The 21,046-nt window shown below is 61.6% G+C and carries 19 protein-coding genes; 8 read left to right on the top strand and 11 right to left on the bottom strand.

The genetic code is table 11. From position 1 onward, the window contains the following. Positions 1–15: 15 nt before the first annotated feature. A complete protein-coding gene (locus tag V1293_RS03910; RefSeq protein ID WP_334506852.1) occupies positions 16–1,239 on the bottom strand; it encodes an ABC transporter substrate-binding protein in 1,224 nt (407 codons plus the stop codon). Between the two features lie 181 nt (positions 1,240–1,420). Here V1293_RS03910 and V1293_RS03905 point away from each other — a divergent pair, with 181 nt between their 5' ends. Next, positions 1,421–3,589, top strand: coding sequence for a carbamoyltransferase C-terminal domain-containing protein (locus tag V1293_RS03905; protein WP_334506850.1), 2,169 nt, complete (start codon positions 1,421–1,423; stop codon positions 3,587–3,589). Positions 3,590–3,624: 35 nt separating this feature from the next. Here V1293_RS03905 and V1293_RS03900 read toward each other — a convergent pair whose 3' ends face one another. Together V1293_RS03900 and V1293_RS03895 are read right to left on the bottom strand one after the other, a co-directional pair. Further along, positions 3,625–4,122, bottom strand: a complete 498-nt coding sequence (locus V1293_RS03900) for a cupin domain-containing protein (protein ID WP_334506849.1) — start codon at positions 4,120–4,122, stop codon at positions 3,625–3,627. Next, entirely contained in the window at positions 4,119–4,802 is a 684-nt protein-coding gene (locus tag V1293_RS03895) for a helix-turn-helix domain-containing protein (RefSeq protein ID WP_334506848.1), read from the bottom strand. Before V1293_RS03895 ends, V1293_RS03900 begins: the two co-directional genes overlap by 4 nt. 1,025 nt (positions 4,803–5,827) lie before the next feature. On the opposite strand from V1293_RS03895, the gene V1293_RS03890 reads away from it, so the two are divergent. Both V1293_RS03890 and V1293_RS03885 read left to right on the top strand, forming a co-directional pair. Next, positions 5,828–9,568: a vitamin B12-dependent ribonucleotide reductase gene (locus V1293_RS03890; protein WP_334506847.1), complete on the top strand. Its 3,741-nt coding sequence runs from the start codon at positions 5,828–5,830 to the stop codon at positions 9,566–9,568. A 7-nt stretch (positions 9,569–9,575) separates the two neighbouring features. Then, on the top strand, positions 9,576–11,264 hold the full coding sequence (locus V1293_RS03885) for a DUF4435 domain-containing protein (protein WP_334506845.1): 1,689 nt from the start codon (positions 9,576–9,578) through the stop codon (positions 11,262–11,264). A 281-nt stretch (positions 11,265–11,545) separates the two neighbouring features. Here the strand turns inward: V1293_RS03885 and V1293_RS03880 are convergent, their stop codons facing one another. Continuing rightward, entirely contained in the window at positions 11,546–12,112 is a 567-nt protein-coding gene (locus V1293_RS03880; RefSeq protein ID WP_334506843.1) for a hypothetical protein, read from the bottom strand. Between the two features lie 424 nt (positions 12,113–12,536). Further along, a complete protein-coding gene (locus V1293_RS03875) occupies positions 12,537–12,932 on the bottom strand; it encodes a tripartite tricarboxylate transporter substrate-binding protein (protein WP_334506841.1) in 396 nt (131 codons plus the stop codon). A 56-nt stretch (positions 12,933–12,988) separates the two neighbouring features. Here V1293_RS03875 and V1293_RS03870 point away from each other — a divergent pair, with 56 nt between their 5' ends. Next, on the top strand, positions 12,989–13,855 hold the full coding sequence (locus V1293_RS03870; RefSeq protein ID WP_334506839.1) for a hypothetical protein: 867 nt from the start codon (positions 12,989–12,991) through the stop codon (positions 13,853–13,855). A 341-nt stretch (positions 13,856–14,196) separates the two neighbouring features. Beyond that, on the top strand, positions 14,197–14,547 hold the full coding sequence (locus V1293_RS03865) for a zinc ribbon domain-containing protein YjdM (protein ID WP_334506837.1): 351 nt from the start codon (positions 14,197–14,199) through the stop codon (positions 14,545–14,547). 34 nt (positions 14,548–14,581) lie between these two features. Here V1293_RS03865 and V1293_RS03860 read toward each other — a convergent pair whose 3' ends face one another. Then, complete coding sequence (locus tag V1293_RS03860; RefSeq protein WP_334506835.1) at positions 14,582–14,881, bottom strand: cytosolic protein; 300 nt, start codon at positions 14,879–14,881, stop codon at positions 14,582–14,584. 95 nt (positions 14,882–14,976) lie between these two features. Continuing rightward, positions 14,977–15,999, bottom strand: a complete 1,023-nt coding sequence (locus V1293_RS03855) for an SH3 domain-containing protein (RefSeq protein WP_334506833.1) — start codon at positions 15,997–15,999, stop codon at positions 14,977–14,979. A gap of 544 nt (positions 16,000–16,543) precedes the next feature. Between V1293_RS03855 and V1293_RS03850 the strand changes: the two genes are divergently transcribed. Continuing rightward, entirely contained in the window at positions 16,544–17,212 is a 669-nt protein-coding gene (locus tag V1293_RS03850; protein WP_334506832.1) for a hypothetical protein, read from the top strand. Positions 17,213–17,356: 144 nt separating this feature from the next. Here the strand turns inward: V1293_RS03850 and V1293_RS03845 are convergent, their stop codons facing one another. From V1293_RS03845 to V1293_RS03830, 4 genes are all read right to left on the bottom strand, one after another. After that, positions 17,357–17,713, bottom strand: a complete 357-nt coding sequence (locus V1293_RS03845) for a hypothetical protein (protein ID WP_334506830.1) — start codon at positions 17,711–17,713, stop codon at positions 17,357–17,359. Between the two features lie 85 nt (positions 17,714–17,798). After that, positions 17,799–18,734: an oxygenase MpaB family protein gene (locus V1293_RS03840; RefSeq protein ID WP_334516612.1), complete on the bottom strand. Its 936-nt coding sequence runs from the start codon at positions 18,732–18,734 to the stop codon at positions 17,799–17,801. A 29-nt stretch (positions 18,735–18,763) separates the two neighbouring features. After that, the gene (locus V1293_RS03835; RefSeq protein WP_334506828.1) at positions 18,764–19,762 is read right to left on the bottom strand and encodes a Bug family tripartite tricarboxylate transporter substrate binding protein; all 999 of its coding nucleotides are present in this window, start codon (positions 19,760–19,762) and stop codon (positions 18,764–18,766) included. A gap of 338 nt (positions 19,763–20,100) precedes the next feature. Beyond that, entirely contained in the window at positions 20,101–20,304 is a 204-nt protein-coding gene (locus tag V1293_RS03830) for a hypothetical protein (RefSeq protein WP_334506826.1), read from the bottom strand. 119 nt (positions 20,305–20,423) lie between these two features. Between V1293_RS03830 and V1293_RS03825 the strand changes: the two genes are divergently transcribed. Together V1293_RS03825 and V1293_RS03820 are read left to right on the top strand one after the other, a co-directional pair. Continuing rightward, positions 20,424–20,768, top strand: coding sequence for a tRNA-binding protein (locus V1293_RS03825; RefSeq protein WP_334506824.1), 345 nt, complete (start codon positions 20,424–20,426; stop codon positions 20,766–20,768). Positions 20,769–20,867: 99 nt separating this feature from the next. Further along, positions 20,868–21,041 (top strand): hypothetical protein, encoded by a 174-nt coding sequence (locus V1293_RS03820; RefSeq protein ID WP_198518601.1) that lies wholly within the window; start codon positions 20,868–20,870, stop codon positions 21,039–21,041. The last annotated feature ends 5 nt before the right edge of the window (positions 21,042–21,046 follow it).

The raw sequence follows: 21,046 nt of genomic DNA, 5'->3' as shown, positions 1-21,046 counted from the left end.
GTAGTGCCCTACCCTCTAATGCCCGACCTCCCCGGTGATGATGTCGCCGAACACTTCCCAGGCCTCGCCGTTGAACTTCATCAACTGCATCTGTTCGATCGGGAAGAAGTCGTTGGCGGCCGTGTTGACCTTGATGCCGGGCAGCAGCACCTCGCTGGTGAAATCCTTCAGGCTCGCGGCCTGCTTCATCACGTTCTCGCGCGTGAGATTGTCGCCGCACTGTTTCAGCACCTGCACCATGGTCTGCGCGCTCGCGTAGCCGTAGATGTTGTTGATGTTGGTCCTGTCGCCGTCGGGAAAATATTTGTCCATGAAGGCTAGCCAGCCCTTGATGCCCGGATCGTCCTTCCACAACGGATCGGTCGGATCCTTCAGATAGGCGGTTGAAATAATGCCTTTCGAATTATCGAGGCCGGCCGGCTTGAGCACCGCCGCCACCGAGGTCGAGACGTTGCCGAGGAAATAGACCGGCTTCCATCCGAGCTCGGCGACCTTGCGGATCGCCTGCGCCGCGCCCTTTGGCGCCGCCCAGGTCATCATGATATCGGCGCCGGAATCCTTCAGCGCGACGATCTGCGAGTCGATGGTGGGGTCGGAGACCTCGTAGGACTTGTCGGCGATGATCATGCTCGCCTTGTCGCCGAGACCATCGCGCAACCCTTTCATCTGGTCCTTGCCGGCATCGTCATTCTGCCAGAGCGCTGCGATCTTGCCGTTTGGAAAATTCTTCAGGATGTAGGCGGCGTAGATGCGGCCTTCGCTCTGATAGTTGGGCTGCCAGCCCATGGTCCACGGAAAATTCTGCGGGTCGCCCCATTTGGTTGCACCGGTCGCGACGAAGAGCTGCGGCACCTTCTTGGCGTTCATGTATTTCTGGATGGCGGAGTTCGATTGCGTTCCGAGCGGCTGGAAGATCAGCAACACCTCGTCGCTTTCGACCAGCTTGCGCGCCTGTTCGACCGCCTTTGGAGGGCTGAAGGCGTCGTCATAGCTGATGAAGTTGATCTTGCGGCCGTTGATGCCGCCCTCGGCGTTGATCTTGTTGAAATAGGCCGCCTGCGCCTTCCCGATCACGCCATAAGACGAGGCCGGGCCGCTATACGGCATGATATTGCCGATCTTGATTTCGCTATCGCTGGCGCCGGAATCGTATTTCTTCTGTGCGTGGGCTGTGGTGGCGACCATTGCAGCGACGGCGAGCGCCGTCATGGCAACAAGATTCTGCATGCGAACCGGCATCGTTTTCTCCCCTTTTTCAGTCTTGTTGCGGGCAAGTCTCGCAAGTCGCATCAACGCTTGCAAGCATGTGCTTATTCCGTATGACGAAACGGCATTGTTGCCCGGCGCCAATTGTGATTGATGCAGGTTCGCGTCATTACCATGCGTGCAAGATCATGCGTTCAAGGCCAGGTTGGACAGGTTGAAACCAGACATACGAATTGGTCCGCGGCATCCCAGGCTCGCCGCCGCGGGCTTCCGTTTCGCGCGCTGGCTGGCGGCGAAAACCATGGGGGTTGCGGGATTTCACCAGCTCGGCTCGGAATTCGCCGATGCGCGGATCGCGCATGTGCGCGACAAGCTCGCGCGAGGCGAAACGGTCTATCTCGCGGGCCTCGGCGCGCCCGGCACGCATAATTCGGGTCTGGCGTTGGTCGAGGTGACGCAGGCGGACGGGCCACGGCTGATCGTCAACAACGAGGAAGAGCGCTTTTCGGGCAACAAGCACACGACCGAGTATCCAAAACTGTCGGTCGACGCGGCGGTAGCGACGCTGCGGGAGATGGGCCGCGATATCGGCGATATCGATGCCTGGCTCACCAGCTGGGATTATCCAACGCTGGCCGGCACGCTGGCGCGCTCGGTGGTCGAGGAAATGCCGCAGAGCTTCAAGCTGGTACGCACCACTGAAGCTGCCGGCTTCGACGGCCGCCGCCTCGACCAGATGACGCGGACGCCGAAGATCCTCGCCCGCCAGCTCGGGCTTGCCGAGCGCGTGCCGCTGATCTGCCTGCCGCATCACGACAACCACGCCTGGTTTTCCTACGCCGCCTCGCCATTCGCCGATGATGGCAAACCGACGGCGATTGCGGTGCTTGACGGCACCGGCGATCAGGGCTCGATCTCGCTTTATGCGGTTGAGAATGGCGCGATGCGCCGCCTCTACTGCAACGACAGCATGTTCGATTCACTCGGCGCGTTCTACAGCGTGATCTCGTCGACACAGGGCGGCTGGACCTGGCTTTCCAGCGAGGGCCGCTACATGGGCGCCGCCGCATGGGGCGACATGGACCGCGCCAGCAATCCCTATTATGCGCGGTTGCGGGACGTGCTGCATTTCGGTGCGAACGGCGAAGTCCGGCTCAATCGCGCGATGGCGAACTGGTATTGCGATCCCTTCGATCATCCCTACAAGCAGGCGCTCACCGAGATACTCGGCAAACCGCTCAAGCCAGACCAGCTCTGGAATCCGGACGCAGTGCTGCGTGTCGAGGAAATCCATCACCGCCCCGACACCAAAAACCGCCTCGACAAGGCCGCCGCGACGCAACTGGTGTTCGAGGACGCCATGATCCATGTCGTCGATCATCTGTTGCGCGCCACGGGTGCCAGCCGGCTGGTGCTGACCGGCGGCGTCGCGTTGAACGCGGTCGGCAATATGCGGCTGCTCGAACATTTCGATGAGGCCTGGTTCGCCAAGGCGCAGCAGCGCAACACGCGCCTGCATCTGTGGGTGCCGCCGGTCCCCGGCGATCCCGGCGTCACCATCGGCGCCGCCTGGCTGTTCGCGCATCTGGCGGGCGCGCCGCGCGGCGCGCCGATGACCCATGCCTTCTATTGCGGCACGCCGCCGTCGCAAGAGGATATCGTCAGCGCGGTCGAGGCCAATGACATCGCCTCGCAACGGATCGGCGATATCTCGACGCCTGAAGGCCGCGACGCGATCGCCGACCTGATGGCATTCATGGTCGCGCGAGGCGGCGTGATCGCACTCTATCAAGGCGCGGCCGAAACAGGTCCCCGCGCACTCGGCCACCGTTCGATCCTCGCAAACCCCTGCAATCCCGAAGCGCGCGAGCGGCTTAACGAGCGCGTCAAATACCGCGAGGCCATTCGCCCTCTGGCGCCAATGGCAACGCTGGAAGCCGCGCGTGAATATTTCGAACTGCTGCCCGGCGCCGCGGACGCCGATTACAACGCCTACAATTACATGGTGCTGACGGCGCATTCGAAGCCGCATGCGCGCGAAAAAATTCCGGCCGTCATCCATGCGGACGGCACCGGCCGCATCCAGATCGTGCGCGCCGAAGACGATCCCCTCACCTATGCCTATCTGAAGGCGCTCGGCCGCCATATCGGCGTCGAGCTCTCCGTCAACACGTCCTTCAACGTCGCGGGTCCCATCGCGCAAACGCCGCAGCAGGCGATCGATACGCTACGCCGTTCCAGGGGGCTCGATGCCGTCATCATGGTAGCCGACGACGGCACCGTGCACGCGGCCTGGCATGGCGGCGAGCGCGACAGCGGAAGATTCAGAGAATGGCTTGCCGACTGGAAGAAGACATCAGCTTCCAGCCAGCGCACACCATAATTCGCTTCTCCCCTGAGATCGGGTGATCCACCGGTTCAGAGATCGACGCGTTCGCTCGCAACCGCCTTGCGTTCCGCCATGTTGAACCGGCCGCCATAGATCGGGCGCTCACCGGTCGTCGGACCAGGATACTGGACGATGAATATCTCCCCGCCCGTTTCGGTGCGGAATTCGCCCTCAAAGTGCGGGTCTGGATGGAACAGCACCGTTCCCGGACCATGCAGCGTTCCGTCGATTGAAAATTCGCCTTTCAGGATATGCCAGACCTGCGCGAAGCCATGGTAGTGCTCGGGGTGATAGGCGCCGGGCTCGAGCCGCAGGATTCCCGCGTTCGGTTCGGTCGGACGCTCCGGTCGCGGATGAAAAAGCATTTTGCCTGTCTCGCCCGGCCAGCGGATCGTCTCCCATTCGACTTCGTCCAAATGGCGCGCCTCGTAAGGCTTGTGGTCCTTTCGCGACGCTTCGCGCGCGGTCGTCAATTCCGCATTTGCGGTCGCCGTATCGGGAATCTCCTTGCTCCTGACAGCACTCATTTTGCTCTCCCTTTTGCCGTGCTCTCTCTTTCGCTTTTTCTGCCCGCAATATTGCTCCACCACTCAACCGCGATGGCCGACTGATTTTCGATTGATGTCACCATGAGCAGGCGTGCACTGCCGGCCCCCCGCGCCCACGCCATATGCGGTACGTCTGAGCGCAAATGAATCGAATCACCTCGCTCCAGCGCGATGGTTTCGTCGCCCACCTGAAATTCGACACTGCCTTCGAGGACGAAACACATTTCTTCGCCGGGATGCGCGACCAGCGTCGGCTTGCGCGGTTTCGCCGACAATTCGAGCAGGAAAGTTTCCAGCCGCTGCCCGCCTATGCCCGAAGCAAGCTTCCGCCAGGCATAATCTGCGTCCGCGCCCTTCGATGGAACGGCATCGATTGACCGCACTACGCGATACGCGCGCGTCCGGTCCTCTCCTTCGATGTCGGCAAACAATTCGGCCGGCCGCAATTGAAGGACGCCGGCAATTTCCAGCAGATTACCGATCGAACACGCGATGAGTCCGCGCTCGATCCGCGAGAGAAATGTCACTGATAGCCCGACCATTCCGGCGAGTTCATCGAGCGTCAAACTGCGCGCCGAACGGGCCCTGCGAATGACGGCTCCGATTGCGGCAAGGCGCGCCGCCTCGCGGGCGCGCCGGCCAGCTTCTGCCGAAACCACGCTGCTCTCCCATTTGCTTATAAGGCAAATCTTATTGCTATATAGGCAAATGTCAAGTTGGCTCGCATCGCCTGCGCGAGCGAACTAACGTTCGATCCGCCGGGAACGCAGCGCCACCACGCGCTTCAGGTGTTCAAGCGCTGGCTACTCGCCGAACTCACCTCCGACGCGGCCAATCGTCCGGCGAGATGGTGACGCCCTCCCCGGTCTCGATTCGCTGACGGCACTGTCCGCCCATTGGCGCAGAATCGGCCGTCAACGTCAGCCCTGTCCGGCTTTCCGACCGCGAATGCGCAGACATGCCAGACCTCCATCCCCGTAGCCTTACGGAAGCACGCTCCGTAGCCCTACGTGAGTCTCGTCAAGGCAATCCCGGCGGCTGAAAAAATACCTGCCCTGTGAACAGCGGGGCGAAGGTGGTTTCCACACCTCGCAACAAATTTTTTGTCTTGGGAATCCCTGAGGACTCACTGATACTTGGCGGCATCACAGGGGCGGCATCACCCCCTGTTATCCCTCACTTTCCACCATATTTAGTATTTGATTCAGGAACTCGTACTAGTCCTTGACGGGCGCGACGGGTTTGGCCTAGCCTTCTTCCTGGACGGCGCGAGTTAAGTTTTGGGTCCCGCCGGTCGCTCCCAAATGGGTTCCTGAACGAGCACTCCGTCGGCCGGTCGAGGCACGGATCGAGGGCTCGTCTGCCTTGAAACGGGGGCGAGCGGCGCTGAAAAACGAGCCGAATGGCTCAGGCGACCGAGTTGCGGCGTTAGAGCATGATCCGGAAAAGTGGGTACCGGTTTTCCGAAAAGATCATGCTCAAAACCAAGTGGAAGGGGTTGGCCTCGCCGGCAGGCGGGACGAACCCTTGGGGTGGCGAAGACAGAAACAGGGCCGGGTCTACCGGTAGAGCTTGCGGATCTCAGGCCCAAGGTTGTCTTCAACCTTGGTGCCGAAAGTTCGCTCATCGATAACATCCGGCAACCGCGAAAAAGCGGACCGGTCAAGAAGACGGGGCACGACCTATGCGAATCGAACGGCGCAACACCACTTCCGGCCAGTCACCCTATGCAGGGATTGATTTCAGGCTGACGACATCGGAGATCCGCAATCCCGATGGTTCGATCGTGTTCCGGCTCGAAAATGTCGAAGTGCCCCAGTTCTGGTCGCAGGTCGCCTCCGACGTCCTCGCGCAGAAGTACTTTCGGAAAGCGGGCGTCGCCGCGCGCCTGAAGAAGGTCGAGGAAGAGACCGTGCCGTCGTGGCTGTGGCGCTCGGTGCCCGACACCGAGGCGCTCGCCCTCCTCCCCGAATCCGAGCGTTATGTCAGCGAGCTCAGCGCAAAACAGGTGTTCGACCGCCTCGCCGGCTGCTGGACCTATTGGGGCTGGAAGGGCAAGTATTTCTCCACCGAAGAAGACGCGCAGGCGTTCTTCGACGAGCTGCGCTACATGCTGGCCAAGCAGATGGTCGCGCCGAACTCGCCGCAATGGTTCAACACCGGACTTCACTGGGCCTACGGCGTCGATGGCCCCGGCCAGGGCCACTATTACGTCGATCCGTTCACCGGCAAACTGACAAAATCGAAGTCGGCTTACGAGCATCCGCAGCCGCACGCCTGCTTCATCCAGGGCGTGGGTGATGACCTCGTCAACGAGGGCGGCATCATGGACCTCTGGGTGCGCGAGGCGCGCCTGTTCAAATACGGCTCCGGCACCGGCTCGAACTTCTCGCGCCTGCGCGGCGAAGGCGAAAAGCTTTCCGGCGGCGGCCGCTCCTCCGGCCTGATGAGTTTTCTGAAGATCGGCGACCGTGCCGCCGGCGCGATCAAGAGCGGCGGCACCACGCGCCGCGCGGCCAAGATGGTCGTGGTCGACGCCGATCACCCCGATATCGAGACCTATATCGACTGGAAGGTGAAGGAGGAGCAGAAGGTTGCCGCGCTCGTCACCGGCTCCAAGATCAACCAGAAGCACCTCAAGGCGGTGCTGAAGGCCTGCGTGAACTGCGAAGGAAGCGGCGACGACTGCTTCGATCCCGAGAAGAACCCGGCGCTCCGCCGCGAGATCAAGCTCGCGCGCCGTGCGCTGGTGTCCGACAACGTCATCAAGCGCGTCATCCAGTTCGCCAAGCAAGGCTACAAGGACATCGACTTCCCGACCTACGACACCGACTGGGATTCGGAAGCCTACCTGACCGTATCAGGCCAGAACTCCAACAACTCGGTCTCGCTGAAGGACGACTTCCTCCGCGCTGTCGAAACCGACGGCGACTGGAATCTGATCGGCCGCACCAACAAGAAGATCACCAAGACTTTGAAGGCCCGCGAGCTCTGGGAGAAGATCGGCCACGCCGCCTGGGCGTCGGCCGATCCCGGCCTGCACTTCAACACCACCATGAACGACTGGCACACCTGCAAGGCGTCCGGCGAGATCCGCGCGTCGAACCCGTGCTCGGAATACATGTTCCTGGACGACACGGCGTGTAACCTCGCCTCCGCCAATCTCATCACGTTCTATTCGACCACCACAAAGCGATTCGACGTCGAATCGTATGAGCACCTATGCCGGCTCTGGACCATCGTGCTCGAAATCTCCGTGATGATGGCGCAGTTCCCGTCGAAGGCGATCGCTGAACTCTCCTACGAGTTCCGCACGCTGGGCCTGGGCTTTGCCAACATCGGCGGCCTGCTGATGACCATGGGGCTTCCTTACGACAGCAAGGAAGGCCGTTCGCTGTGTGGCGCGTTGACCGCCATCATGACCGGCGTGGCGTATGCCACCTCGGCCGAGATGGCGAAGGAGCTTGGCCCCTTCCCCGGCTACAAGAAGAACACCCAGCACATGCTGCGCGTGATCCGCAACCATCGCCGTGCGGCGCATGGCGAGAGCCGCGGCTATGAGGCGCTGGCGGTGAGCCCCGTGCCGCTCGATCACGCCTCCTGCCCGCAGGCTGACGTGATTACCCACGCCAAGGCGGCCTGGGACAAGGCGCTCGAGCTCGGCGAGCTCAACGGCTACCGCAACGCGCAGACCACCGTGGTGGCGCCGACCGGCACCATCGGCCTCGTGATGGATTGCGACACCACAGGCATCGAGCCTGATTTCGCGCTGGTGAAATTCAAGAAGCTCGCCGGCGGCGGCTACTGGAAGATCATCAACCAGGCGGTGCCGGTGGCGTTGCGGACGCTCGGCTACAGCGAGGCTGATATCGCGGAGATCGAGGCCTACGCCGTCGGCCACGGCTCGCTCTCCAATTCGCCCGGCATCAATGTTTCCACGCTGAAGGCCAAAGGCTTCACCGACGAAGCGCTGGCGAAGGTGGAAAAGGCGCTGCCGACCGCGTTCGACATCAAGTTCGCCTTCAACAAGTGGACCTTTGGCGAGGACTTTTTGCGCGACACGCTCAATATCGCGCCGGAGACCATCACGGCTCCGGGTTTCGACCTGCTCGCCGCTGTTGGCTTCACCAAGCGCGAGATCGAGGCCGCCAACGTGCACATTTGCGGCGCGATGACGGTGGAGGGAGCTCCCCACCTCAAGGCAGAACATTACGCGGTGTTCGACTGCGCCAACCCCTGCGGCAAGATCGGCAAGCGCTATCTGTCGGTCGAGAGCCACATCCGCATGATGGCGGCCTCGCAGCCGTTCATCTCGGGCGCGATCTCGAAAACCATCAACATGCCGAACGACGCCACCGTCGAGGATTGCAAGTCGGCGTATCTCTTGTCCTGGAAACTCGCACTGAAGGCCAACGCGCTCTACCGCGACGGCTCGAAGCTGAGCCAGCCGCTGAACTCGCAGCTCATCGCCGACGATGACGACGAGGAAGATGCGGCCGAGGCGTATTACGAGAAGCCGATGGCCGCGCGTGCCGCGCAGGTTTCGGAAAAGATCGTCGAGAAGCTGGTCGAGCGTATCGTCGTGATGCGCGAGCGCGAAAAAATGCCGGACCGCCGCAAGGGTTACACCCAGAAGGCGGTCGTCGGGGGGCACAAGGTGTATTTGCGCACCGGCGAGTATGACGACGGCCGTCTCGGCGAGATCTTCATCGACATGCACAAGGAAGGCGCCGCGCTCCGCTCCTTCATCAACAACTTTGCCATCGCGGTTTCGCTCGGCCTGCAATACGGCGTGCCGCTGGAGGAATATGTCGACGCCTTCACCTTCACCCGCTTCGAGCCGGCGGGCCCCGTGCAGGGCAACGACAGCATCAAGTACGCGACCTCGATCCTCGACTATGTGTTCCGCGAACTCGCGGTCAGCTACATGTCGCGCTTCGACCTCGCCCATGTTGATCCCTCTGAGTCCAACTTCGACGCGATGGGCAAAGGCGTCGAGGAAGGCAAGGAGCCGTCCGACGGCGCGAGCCAGCAGGCGACAAAGTATCTGTCCAAGGGCCTGACCCGCTCCCGCACGGATAATCTGGTCGTGATGCGCGGCGTCGATGCGGATGCCCGCGGCTCCCACAACGTCACCGCCATCGCCTCCCACGGCCCCAGCGCCCGCGTCTCCGACGCGCATGAAGGCGCGGTCGCGCTCAAGCAGGAAACTCAGCACGATCTGTCGCCGACGGAAAAGCTGCAGTGGAGCAAGGCCGGCAGCACCGCCCAGGCCATAGCCCCGAGCAAGGCCGAACGCCGCGCCGAAGCGAAGGCCAAGGGCTACGAAGGCGAGATGTGCGGCGAGTGTGGCAACTTCACGCTGGTGCGGAACGGGACCTGCATGAAGTGCGATACGTGTGGCAGCACGACGGGGTGTTCGTGATCGATTGATGGATAACAAATGGAAAGGCCGCTCGAAAGGGCGGCCTTTTTCGTCTCGAAAGTTGAAGACTAAAACCGGAAAAGACCAGATGACGTTTAGTTTCTCAGTCACTACACCTTCTGGACCGATGGATTTTCAAGTCGAGCCGGGAACCTCACTCCTGTTCGTCGGAGCAAACGGCGGCGGAAAGACCAGACTTGCGGTCCAAATCGAAACTGATCTTGGAGACAAAGCGCACCGAATTTCCGCGCACCGAGCCCTCACCCTCAATCCTTCCATACATAAGATTAGCGAGCGCGTCGCCCTTCTCGCGCTTAGAACGGGACATGCGAGTCCGACCGCGGGGCTTCAACATAGAAATGGGAGTCGATGGCAAAGCAACGCTGCGGTTTCGTTGCTTAACGACTATGACTTTCTCGTGCAGGCACTTTTTGCCGAACAGGCCAATACCTCTCTGACCACCCATAAGAATGCGCGCGCCGGCAGCGCTCAGCCTGCGGCGGCCACCAAGCTCGAACAGCTCACTCAAATATGGGACCGCATTCTTCCTCACCGGAGGTTGGAAATTACTGGCGATGATATTCAAGCATCTGTTGCCGGCTCTGCCGTTAAGTATCCTGCAGCAGATATGAGCGATGGTGAACGAGCAATTTTCTATCTCGTCGGCCAGACGCTGGTGGCGGCGCCGGACAGCCTCATCATCTTCGATGAGCCAGAGTTACATATCCACCGCTCGATCATGTCGCGCCTCTGGGATGAGCTCGAGGCCGCACGGTCCGACTGCGGAATGGCATTTATCTCTCACGACCTTGAATTTGTGGCATCGCGCGAAGGTCAAAAATACGTTCTGCGGGATTATAGCCCCACCAACGGTTGGACCATCGAAGGCGTGCCAGAGGATACCGGTTTCACCGAAGAGATCACGACACTCATTCTTGGCAGCCGTAAGCCCGTCCTCTTTGTGGAAGGGCAAGGTAGCAGCCTCGATCAGGCCATTTACCGCGCTTGCTACTCCGACTGGACTGTTATCCCTCGTGGCTCTTGCGAGGAGGTCATCCATGCTGTGGCCATGTTGCGCGCCAATGCCTCCCTTACCCGCGTGACTTGCGCAGGTATCGTCGACGCGGACGCCTACGACGCCTCCGAGATTGAACTGCTACAAAGCAAGGGTATCGCCGTTTTACCTGTCTCGGAGATCGAAAACATCTTCCTCCTGCCTCAAGTGGTTGAGGCAATCGCGAGGGCGGAGGGTTACGCGGACCAAGCTCTCCAAGACAAGTTGACTGCGATATTCGACGAACTCTTGGCGGGGGCAGCCGATTCAAAGAACCAAGCTCCAATAGTATTGCGGTATTGCCGCCGCAGAATCGATCGCACGCTCAAGAAAATCGACCTGAGCGATGCTGCCGACGTGACAACACTTGCGACGGACTATAAAACCAAAACAGATGCCTTCGATGTGGAGGCTATCGCAAAAATGGCTTCGGACAGCATCTGGAAGGCCATCTCCGACAGGAATATCGCCGAACTGCTCAAGTGGTACGATAATAAAGGAATATTGAGCATCGCCTGCAGGGCGAAAGACACAACTAAGACCCGATTCGAACATTGGATCGTGCGCGCATTGCGAAACGACACCGCGCCAGAGGTTTCGATTGCAATCCGAAATGTCTTGCCTGCCATTGCTGCAACGTAATGGATGACACTGAGTAAGTAGATCCTATGGGGTGGCAGGTGGTCAGGGGTAAGCTGAGTTTGCAACCAGAATTACGGTGACAGTGCACTCAACTCCGGAAAGCCGGTAGCGAAGCCGCATGGTGTCCAACAGTAAATGAATGCACTGTCACCGTAATCCCAAGACGAATTCGTCGCCGGTGATCCCTGGAGATGAAATTCAGCAGAAGAAAAGCCCGGCTGTGTTGGCCTGGGCTCTCGTTAAGTGTTGCTGCCCCCCGGTTCCAGGGGACATCGGGGTTCTTATTTGATTTCCCACGTCGTGTTATGCGGGATGTCCATCGCGAAATAGCCGCCCGGGCCAGCTGGCGCAGGCATGGTTATGCAGGCAAATGGCTCACTCCCGGTGATCCCCTTATACTTCCCGGTACCGCCGGTGATGATGTGGGTGCCACAATCCATTTTCGGCTGCGACTTATCGAGGTCGCGCGTATCGAAGGTCGAGAAAATCTTGTCACCGTCGCTGTCGGCCAGCACGCAGGCGCCGTCAATGTATTTCTTGTCGCCGGACGCCACGTTCAACGCTGTGCAATGGGCCGACATCTTGTCGAGCATCTTCTCTCCCTTCATGTTTTGGGTAGTCCCGATCGCCTCCAGCGCGGTGGCCGTACCTAACCCGGCGATGTCAATGCTCATCAACGGCTTGAAAATGAAGTGCGTCACGTAGGGCGTAGTCCCCTTCTTTTCAATCGGCTCTCCCAGGGCAGCCGCGGTAGCAATGGCTACCAGTGCCCCGGCGAGAAGCGTTGCTTTCGCAAGTGTCATCGCTGCGGCGGGTATCGCGTATTTGCTTGGGTTGATGGGCCTCATTGGTTCCTCCCTGGATCAAGCGGCGGCTCACGCCTATGCCGCGAGCTGCCGCGGAGTTAGAGACGACGTGCTTGCACGTAAGACCGTGTTGTTGTCCTTGCTGATGTCGAACTTCGCGCAGGCGCCGAACGCCGACGCGATCATGCTCTAACGACGCTTCGCCGCAGATGGACGAAGTATGTGGGAGATTGTGGCTCCGATCGCCGGTTCATGTTCTCGCGTAGAACCGACTCAGACAGGGCCGATGAACGGTTTACACACCTGCAAGAAGGCATAACCCGCACGATCCGAGCGAGCGTATGGTAGCATCCAGTGCGCCCGACGTCAGCCATCATGTCTGGAAAGCGCTGCGGTATCGTCAAATGGCCTGACCTATCCCTCCCATGCGGGATCTGACCATCTTGCCGATCCATTAGCGGTTGAATTAGGTCCGTGCAGAAGTGCACTCAACTCCGGAAAGCCGGCAGCAAAGCCGCATGGTGCCAATAGTGGATTGAATGCACCGTAATAACGCGAAGCCAGCCGAATCCAGATAGATCATGTCGAGGCCGCGCCGGTTCATGAACTCCTTGAACTCCGCGCTGTCCCAGATCTTCCTGATCGCGGTCTCGTACTGCGCGGCAGTCTCCTTCGGCAGGCCCTTGGGCGCCGCAAAGCCGCGCCACACGCCCTCGTGCCACTTGTGACCCGTCGCCTCCTCGGTGGTCGGCACATCAGTGAATTTCGGCGCGCGCGTTCGCGAGAAGAATACGAGGCTGCGAATGCGCCCCGCCTGTGCATCCGTATCGACGACAAGGTCGATCTCCCCCGGACTGAACAACAGCCAAAGCGCCTAGCGAAAATTCTTCTTGAACATTGTTCATTTTCGGATTACTCATGCTTGAGCAACGCTCAAAACTCGAGAAGCCGACGATGCAACCCGCCCCCGGTATGGACGTCTCGATCGGCCCGGGCCACCCCATGGCCCCATGGATCAAGCACGCTCCGACGATCATCACCGTCGGCATGATCGTGATCCTGGCGCTGCACGGACGCATTGCGCAGCCGGCGCATTACAACGAATTCGCCGACCAGTCGGCCGCCTTCGGCATTCCTCACGCAGCCGATGTGTTTTCCAACGCGGGGTTCGCTCTGGTCGCGATCTGGGGCTGGCTGACATTGCGGCCCCGACGCGCCAGCGACCATTTGCGCGACGGATGGCCCGGCTACAGGCTGTTCCTGACCGGACTGTTCCTGACCGCTTTCGGGTCCGCGTTCTATCATCTCGCCCCCGACAATATCAGCCTGATCTGGGACAGGCTGCCGATCGCGCTGGTTTGCGCCGGCCTGCTCGTCGGCGTCCGCGGAGACACCCAGTGCGGATCGAAGACCGGAATCGACGCGATCGTTCTCGGGCTTTACGCCGTCGCCAGCGTCGCATGGTGGGCCATGTCAGACAGGAACGGCGCGGATGACCTGCGACCGTATCTCCTGTTGCAAGGGCTCGCTCTCATCCTCATCCCGCTATGGCAAGCGATCCATCGCGCCCCGCGCACCGATCGCATCGCTTTCGCCGCCGCGATGGTGCTGTACATCCTGGCCAAGGTCGCCGAGGTGCTCGACCACGAGATCGCGACCGCTTTCGGCTTCGTCACCGGACACACCTTGAAACATCTGATCGCGACGGCAGCCACGGCCGCAATTGTCTGGGGATTGACCCGACGATTTTCGCATGACGGTCACGCTGCGCGTCGGGTGGATTAGCCGACCTGTCCGCCATAGCTCAACGAGCAAGCGTAGGCCACGCTCGCTACTTTGCATGGGGTTGTTTTCGCGATTTTGTGTCTGGGCCCTGCGGTGTACTGCGGATGAGTATCTGTGCAGGGTCCAGGAAGGCGATATCGTCAGCAAGTAGCCCGCATGAGCGCAGCGAGATGCGGGATCGTTCGAGACCCGGATGTTGCTTCGCCCGTCTGTGCCACCCCTGGCCGATTTGCCCTGATCGAGATTTTATGGCCGATGGCAACAGCCATCAGACGACGTTCCTTTTTTGCTTGATTTGCCCGGACATGACCCTACGGTGCGCTCCGCCAAGAGGGACGATTATGGACGATGCAATGAAATGCCCGGCATGCAATTCCGAGCATGCCTATCAGGATCGCGGCCTGTGGGTCTGCCCGGAATGCGCGCATGAATGGAGCGCCGAGGCGGCGGCAGCCGCGGAGGCCTCGCCCGAGCCGGGCGTCCGCGATATCAACGGCAACCTGCTGGTCGATGGCGACAGCGTCATCGTCATCAAGGATCTCAAGGTCAAGGGATCGTCATCGGTCGTCAAAGGCGGAACCAAGGTCAGGAACATCCGCCTGACCGAGGCGACCGATGGCCACAACATCGCCTGCAAGATCGACGGCATCGGCGCGATGAATCTGAAATCGGAGTTCGTGAAGAAGGCGTAGCAAGCGTGACTCGGATGAGCGAAGCGAATCCTGGCTACGCTCGCTGTTCCTGAAGGATCGGTGAACCGAGTTCATCGAAACGGAAGAGCTGAAAGATCCGCTGGCCGTTGAAGTCGAGGATCCTCAAATCATCAGTCTCGTGCAGGTTGCTTTCGACCGCTTGAAAATGCCCGCCGTAGCGCTCCTTGGCGAGTGACAATGGAACCTCAAACGCGACGAACTTGCCGATCCCTTTGTGCTTGAGCACCTCAAGAAGCCTCTGATCGTGCAAGGAATCGTGCGATGTGAGAATGAGCAGCGGACCGCTCGCGGTGAGCAGCAAAAGCGATTTCATCGGATACTCCTTCGCAATTGGAGAAATGCGTAGCCCGTCAGGCCGCCAGCAGTTCGTCGAGCAAAAAAGCCCGGCTCAAGGCCGGGCTTTTTCGTTCATTGACGCTTGTCCTGACCGTGGCCTCCGCCACCGCCCGGTCCGCCGCCACCGCGCGGTGCGATGTGCGGCGCGCCGCCGCCCTGCGGCATTGCGGGCGCTGCCGCGCGCGGGGCGGCCGGGGCCGGCATCTGCGCGCGTACGTTCGGCGGGCCACCGCCGCCGCGCGCCGCGTTGGGCTGCGTCATGTGGGGCGCGGCGCGCTCGATCCGCGGCGCAGCCGCACGTGGTTCGTCATGACCGCGGGCCATGACCGGTGGCGTCTGCGTGCGGGCGCGGGCCATCGGCTGCTCGCGCACGGGCGCTCTTGCGTTCTCACGCGTCATCCGCGCGTTCTCGCGCGTCATGCGGGGCTGCACCGCCGCGCGTTCGCGCACCTCTCGCCCGCTGCGCGCAGCGATGTCTTTCTCCCGCGTCACGCGTTGCGTCACACCGGCGCGGCTCCGCTCCGTCACACCGGCGCGCGTCCGTTCCTCGACACGGGCACGCGACCTCTCCTCGACACCCACACGCGTCTTTGCACCCGCCTTTGCCTCGGGGAGCGCCGCATCGCGCGCTGCCGCCGCGCGGCCGATCCGGGCCGCCGAGCGGTCGATCGTCAACCGCGTCGCGAAACGCTCATGCGATTGCCAGTAGCCGCTCCAGTAGGCGCGGCGGTGATACCAGGGACGTCCCGCATAGTGGCTCGACCAGTACGAGGTCAGCACGAACGGCACGACGGGAACGTCGATCTCGTCGACATAATCGGGCAGATAGACGTAGCGGTTGCGGTAGAGATATTCGAGATATTGCGACGATACCCAGCCACGATCATCCGACCAGCTCACATCGCACCAGGCGATGCCTCTGAGGCACCCATGGATGTTGACACGGGCCCCGCCGGGAATGCGGTCGACGGTTGGAAAGCCTTCACCGGGCCCTGCCCTCAGGCTGACCGTGGTGGTGACGATGCCCGGCGCCGCCAGTGCGGCGGTCGGCATCAGCAGCACGGCTGCTGCGATAAACAATCCTCTCAGTTTCATGGCGAGTTCCTCCTCATGGATTGGAACGCCGTAGCGAAACAGGCGTTCCCTAAAGGAGTGGTCGCGTTATCAGAATGATGCAGGCGTCTCGCAGGCGCGAGACGCGCCGCTCTCGTTTGCCGCCTGAGACGATCAGCAGGAAGCGTGCCGTCGGCGAGTTCGACCAGCGAATTTTTCGCCGTGAGATGAATCAGCAAGCGTCAGCGCCGCGAGATCGCTGCGGTGTGGACCATGATCGTCACCGCAACGCCACGCTGCACTCATTCACGCTCGCTTTGATTGTGTCACGAGCAAGCCTCTTTTCACAGTTGCGCTCTCAAGACGCTTTCGCTGTTTTGGCGCCAGGCCCTCAAGACGCGTGGTGTGGCAGCCGGCACACACTCTCGGTGTTAAGCGCGTCGTCGCTCGCGAAAGAGCAGCACTGTTCACAGACTTGCCGCAAATACGTGTGGAGCATTCATGGGGACAATTAGCTGAGTATCAATCCATGCGTTTGTCAGCTCTATCGACCGTCGCCGCGCGCGCCGGCGTGCTGTGTTGTATCTTGTTTATGGTGATCAGCGCTCAGGCGCTCGCGCAGACGTCGGCCACGGAAAATCCGAGCCCGACCGCAGCGCAGCCTTCTGCGCCCGAGCAGGAAAAGCCTGCGGCCGCTGCCGAAGAGAAACCGTCTGCCGCGGACGACAAGCCCGCCACTGTCGAGCAGAAGCCGGCGCCCGCGGACGAGAAAGCAGCAATCGCGCAGGACAAGCCCGCGGCGGTGGAGGAGAAGTCGGCTACCACGGACGACAAGCCTGCCATCGTCGAGCAGAAGCCGGCCCCCGCCGAGGCGAAACCAACGGTTGCGCAGGACAAGCCCGCAGCTGTCGAGGAGAAGTCGGCTGCCACGGACGACAAGCCCGCCATCATCGAGCAGAAGCCGGCCGTCCCGGACGCGAAGCCTGCGGTCGTCGAGCAGAAGCCGGCTCCTGCCGAGGAAAAACCAGCGGTTGCGCACGGGAAGCCCGCCTTGAAGCAGAAGTCTGTCGCCAAGCAATCAAAAAGCGCTGTCCACCGCAAAGGGGCAGAGCACAGTAAATCGGTGCAACCGGCCAGCGCAGCCCACAAGCCGCGCGAGCGGACCATCGTCATGCTCTGCACCCACTTCCGCACCTACAATCCGTCGTCCGGGACTTACCGGGGCTACGACGGCCAGACGCATTCTTGCCGATAGGCCGCGGGGGGGGGGGCGGCGTTCACGCTCGGACACGAGGGTCCGCCGGGATGAGCGCAGCGATATCCGGAACCACTCTGACGCCACCCGGATTTCGCTGCGCTCGTCCGGTGAACCCGCCATCAGTCTGTTCTACGTCCGATTCTATTTTGTTCTCAAAGAACGAATCGGAATCGCGTAAATCAGCGCGCGGAAATTCTTAACAACGGGTTCACTTCGTGTTGCGCTCCGGATATCGCGTTGCTCATCCGGGCGACGCTCGCTGCCAGACGGCTTCTTGAGGTGCTGACGAGCACTGATTGCTTTCGCCTGTTCTTCGGCCAGGCTCTTTAGCAGAGGCTCAGCGTGCTCAGGTGGGAAATACACCCCGTTTATCACCGCCTGCCCCTCCTGATACGGCCTTGATGGAACGAGCAGGAATACAGGTTGGCGGTCGGGGACAATCTCGATAAGCCGTTCGGGCCGAAACATCGCCCGCTTTGCCTCGTCCACCGCAACCATACGGCGCACCATTTACGCAAAGGTTACAATTGCGGGAGCAAGCGTGTATCCGGTCGATGGGTTACGCTGCATTAGCCCACCCTGCTCATTCCATCATCGGCCGGCCGATCCAAAGCCGGTTGAGCCAGCGCACGGCAAGGTCCGGCCGCTTGTCGCCTTGCAGGCGCGCCAGCGCTTCCTGATAAGGGCCCACCGCGCGCAGGCGCATGGGAAGGCGGGGATAGATGCGCCGGATCCACGCCAGCGCCCGGTTCATGCTGCGCGCTTCGTGTTCGCCGAACTCAAATCCGAATTCCTGGGCCAACCGCTCCGGCAACAAATGGGCCGTCAGCGCGCGATACCATTTTGGTACGCGCAATCCTGTCCCGCGACCGGAAAAGATCTGCTCCGCAATATCGCGCGCGGCGGGGCTGACCGCGAGAACATCGGATTGCGACATCGCCTCCGTATAGGCGGTGAACGACGTCCAGTCCGCCGGCAGATCGGCCGCTCGCACGCCGAACAACGCCGCATACAGCTTGGCCTCGGCCCAGTATTGTTCGCGCTCGCTGTTGGTCAGTGCAGGCAAGACCAGGTCATGCGTCTGCAAGGCGGTCTCCACCAGCGTGGCGTGAACCCACCGCAGCGCCGAGACCTCGTTGGCGTGGTAATCAGAACCGGCTTCGAAGCGGCCTGCCGCCTGTGGCAATATTCCGGTCACCGCGGCGTGACGTCGATGCAGCCGGCGGCTTGCGGCCAGCGCCTGATCGAGCGTGCCAAACACCATCGTGAACGTGATGTTGAATGTCCGGTGAAACCGGCCAACCGGATCGGCAAAGGTCCGGGAATGCTCCGATATCGCGGCGGCGACCCAGGGGTGCGCCAATTGAAGCAACAACGCCCGCCCCGCGCCAAGGAAAACCGCCGCCTCGCGGTCGACCCGCCATGTCAGGGAATCCGGGCCGAAGATTCCCTCGACGCGTCCGGCCGCCGCCGCGCGAACGGCATCGAGACTGCTTTCGAAATCATCCGCGGACAACAACAACGGCGCGTCCTCAAGCGGGCCTGCCCTCACCCGCCCTCCGGCTTGATCCCGGCCGCCTTCATGATCGGCAGCAACCGCGCTTCCTCGCTATCGCGATAGGCTGATATCTCCTGCGGCGTGGTCGGCCAGGTGGTGGCGCCGAGGTCGGCGTAGCGCTGTTTCACCCAAGGATCGTTCAGGGCCTTTGCGGTGAGCGCGTTGATTTGCGCGACGAGGTCGGGCGGCATGTTGGCGGGGCCAATGAGTGCGGCCCATGAGGTCATCTCATAGCCGGGCAATAGTTCGGCGAACGCGGGCACGTCGGGAAGCTCCGCCAGCCGCTTCTTCGCGGTGACCGCGACGGGCCTGATCGCGCCGGAACGTACGCTCGGCAGCGAACCTGGCAAATTGTCGAACAGGAGATCGACATTGCCGCCGAGCAGGTCGTTCAGTGCCGGCGCGGCGCCGCGATAAGGCACGTGGCGGACCTGGACGCCGGCCATGCTGTTCATCATCTCGCCGGAGAGATGAAGCGTGGTGCCGAAGCCGGCGGACGCGTAGGTGTATTTGCCCGGCTCCTTTTTGAACGCCGCGAGCAATTCCTTGAGGTCCGCGGAGAACAGGTCCTTCTTCACGGTCAGGATGTTCGGCAGTTGCCACATGCCGGAGATGAAGGTGAAATCCTCGCGCGGATGATACGGCAGCTTGGCGTAGCTGCCGATCGCGAGCACGTTGGAGGCGATGCCGCCGAGCCCGACCGTGTAGCCGTCGGCCGGGGCCTTTGCGATCGCATCCGCGCCCAGCACGCCGCCGGCGCCGGCCTTGTTCTCGACCACGAAGGTTTGCCCGGATAGTTCGCTCATCTTCTGGCAGATCACGCGCGAGAGCGTGTCGGTGGCGCCGCCCGCCGGAAAGCCGTTGACGTAGCGCACCTGGCGGATCGGCCAGCTCTCTCCGGCGCGTCCCACACGCGGCGCCAGCCATGGCGCGGCAACGAAAGAGCCAATGGTCGCGAGCGCGCGACGGCGGTTCACGGACGACGGCATCGATGTCCTCCCCTTCAAAGGCCGTGTGCCGCGCCGCAGCTTTTCGCTGTTCTTCTCCCCCGGTCTGCGATCGGCGTGACGGGACGATCTGCCGGCCAGAGGGAGGGGGCGCGTTCGGTTGCCTTCAGCTTACGGACTGCGGGCGATGCTGCAAAGCCCGCATATCGCGACAAAAGGACCCCGCGCGTTCCTCACCTGCGCTCTGGCGGCTGATGACTTCAAGAAATGCGCTCGCCGTCATCCCCGCGTAACGGCTTCGGCGTTATCGCTGGAGATGAGCGAAGCGAGCCTCGACGAACGCGCCGCGTGGGCCGTGTCCTTTTTCTTTAGCCCCGCCATCACCCGCCCAGCACGTTTCCCCAACCGTCGAACACATACTCTCTCCACGCGACGGTCCCGTCATCACGGAACACGCTGGAGCGGCGGAAGTCGTCGGCTTCCTCGCCGGTCCAGCTAATGATCTGGTCGGCCGTGCAGTCGTGCAGGACTGCCGGCTCGGACGGGTCGAAGGTCGTCATGGGATGCATGGCTGGTGCTGTCATCATGCGCATGCAACGCTTTCGCGGCAAGAAAGGTTGCGTTACGGCATCCCCAGAAATTCAATGCGGATGTCCTTGGCGGCCGACCGCGCAAACCCGACCGCGCAAACGATGAGCAAGACATGCCCCCGCTAAAACCCCAGGCTACCTACGACGATTTCGCGCGTCTCGATATCCGGATCGGCAAGGTTGTCGACGTGCAGCCGTTTCCCCGCGCGCGCAATCCGTCCCTCAAGGTCGGCGTCGACGTCGGCGCCGGCAGGATCATGTGGTCGAGCGCGCAGATCACGAACTATGAGCCCGCGGCCTTGCTCGGCTCGCTGGTCGTGTGCGTCTGCAATCTGGGTGCGAAGAACATCGCGGGCTTCACATCCGAGCTGCTGATCCTCGGCGCAAAGGACGCGGCAGGCCACGTGATCGTGCTCGGCCCGCGCAGCGAGATCGCGATCGGCGAGCCGGTCTTTTAACGCCACGCGGGGCGCGCGGGTGTGGTCTTGTTTGAAGGGACGTCAGCGGGTTACGCTTCGGTGGGCTCCAATCCACGCCTACGCATCTGAAGGATCGCCATGAACGGAAATCGATATTACGGAGTTCGGGTCGAGGGCGCGAAATACGGCGTGGGTTTTGGCTCGGCCTTGGCCATCGCGATCTCCTACACCAACAACCATTCGATCCTGTGGGCCATCATCCATGGCATCCTGGGCTGGCTCTACGTGATCTACGTCGCACTGTTTGGGTGATCAGG

The organism is Bradyrhizobium sp. AZCC 1693 (assembly GCF_036924745.1).
Taxonomy (GTDB): Bacteria; Pseudomonadota; Alphaproteobacteria; order Rhizobiales; family Xanthobacteraceae; genus Bradyrhizobium.
This window is presented reverse-complemented; position numbering and strand designations above follow the sequence as displayed.

Coding starts and splice junctions, on each gene's coding strand:
- V1293_RS03860 (WP_334506835.1), bottom strand. CDS start 14,881: ATGAAATCGCTTTTGCTGCTCACCGCGAGCGGTCCGCTGCTCATTCTC.
- V1293_RS03865 (WP_334506837.1), top strand. CDS start 14,197: ATGGACGATGCAATGAAATGCCCGGCATGCAATTCCGAGCATGCCTAT.
- V1293_RS03880 (WP_334506843.1), bottom strand. CDS start 12,112: ATGAGGCCCATCAACCCAAGCAAATACGCGATACCCGCCGCAGCGATG.
- V1293_RS03835 (WP_334506828.1), bottom strand. CDS start 19,762: ATGCCGTCGTCCGTGAACCGCCGTCGCGCGCTCGCGACCATTGGCTCT.
- V1293_RS03845 (WP_334506830.1), bottom strand. CDS start 17,713: ATGGTTGCGGTGGACGAGGCAAAGCGGGCGATGTTTCGGCCCGAACGG.
- V1293_RS03885 (WP_334506845.1), top strand. CDS start 9,576: ATGGATAACAAATGGAAAGGCCGCTCGAAAGGGCGGCCTTTTTCGTCT.
- V1293_RS03870 (WP_334506839.1), top strand. CDS start 12,989: ATGCTTGAGCAACGCTCAAAACTCGAGAAGCCGACGATGCAACCCGCC.
- V1293_RS03855 (WP_334506833.1), bottom strand. CDS start 15,999: ATGAAACTGAGAGGATTGTTTATCGCAGCAGCCGTGCTGCTGATGCCG.
- V1293_RS03890 (WP_334506847.1), top strand. CDS start 5,828: ATGCGAATCGAACGGCGCAACACCACTTCCGGCCAGTCACCCTATGCA.
- V1293_RS03900 (WP_334506849.1), bottom strand. CDS start 4,122: ATGAGTGCTGTCAGGAGCAAGGAGATTCCCGATACGGCGACCGCAAAT.
- V1293_RS03910 (WP_334506852.1), bottom strand. CDS start 1,239: ATGCCGGTTCGCATGCAGAATCTTGTTGCCATGACGGCGCTCGCCGTC.
- V1293_RS03825 (WP_334506824.1), top strand. CDS start 20,424: ATGCCCCCGCTAAAACCCCAGGCTACCTACGACGATTTCGCGCGTCTC.
- V1293_RS03820 (WP_198518601.1), top strand. CDS start 20,868: ATGAACGGAAATCGATATTACGGAGTTCGGGTCGAGGGCGCGAAATAC.
- V1293_RS03830 (WP_334506826.1), bottom strand. CDS start 20,304: ATGACAGCACCAGCCATGCATCCCATGACGACCTTCGACCCGTCCGAG.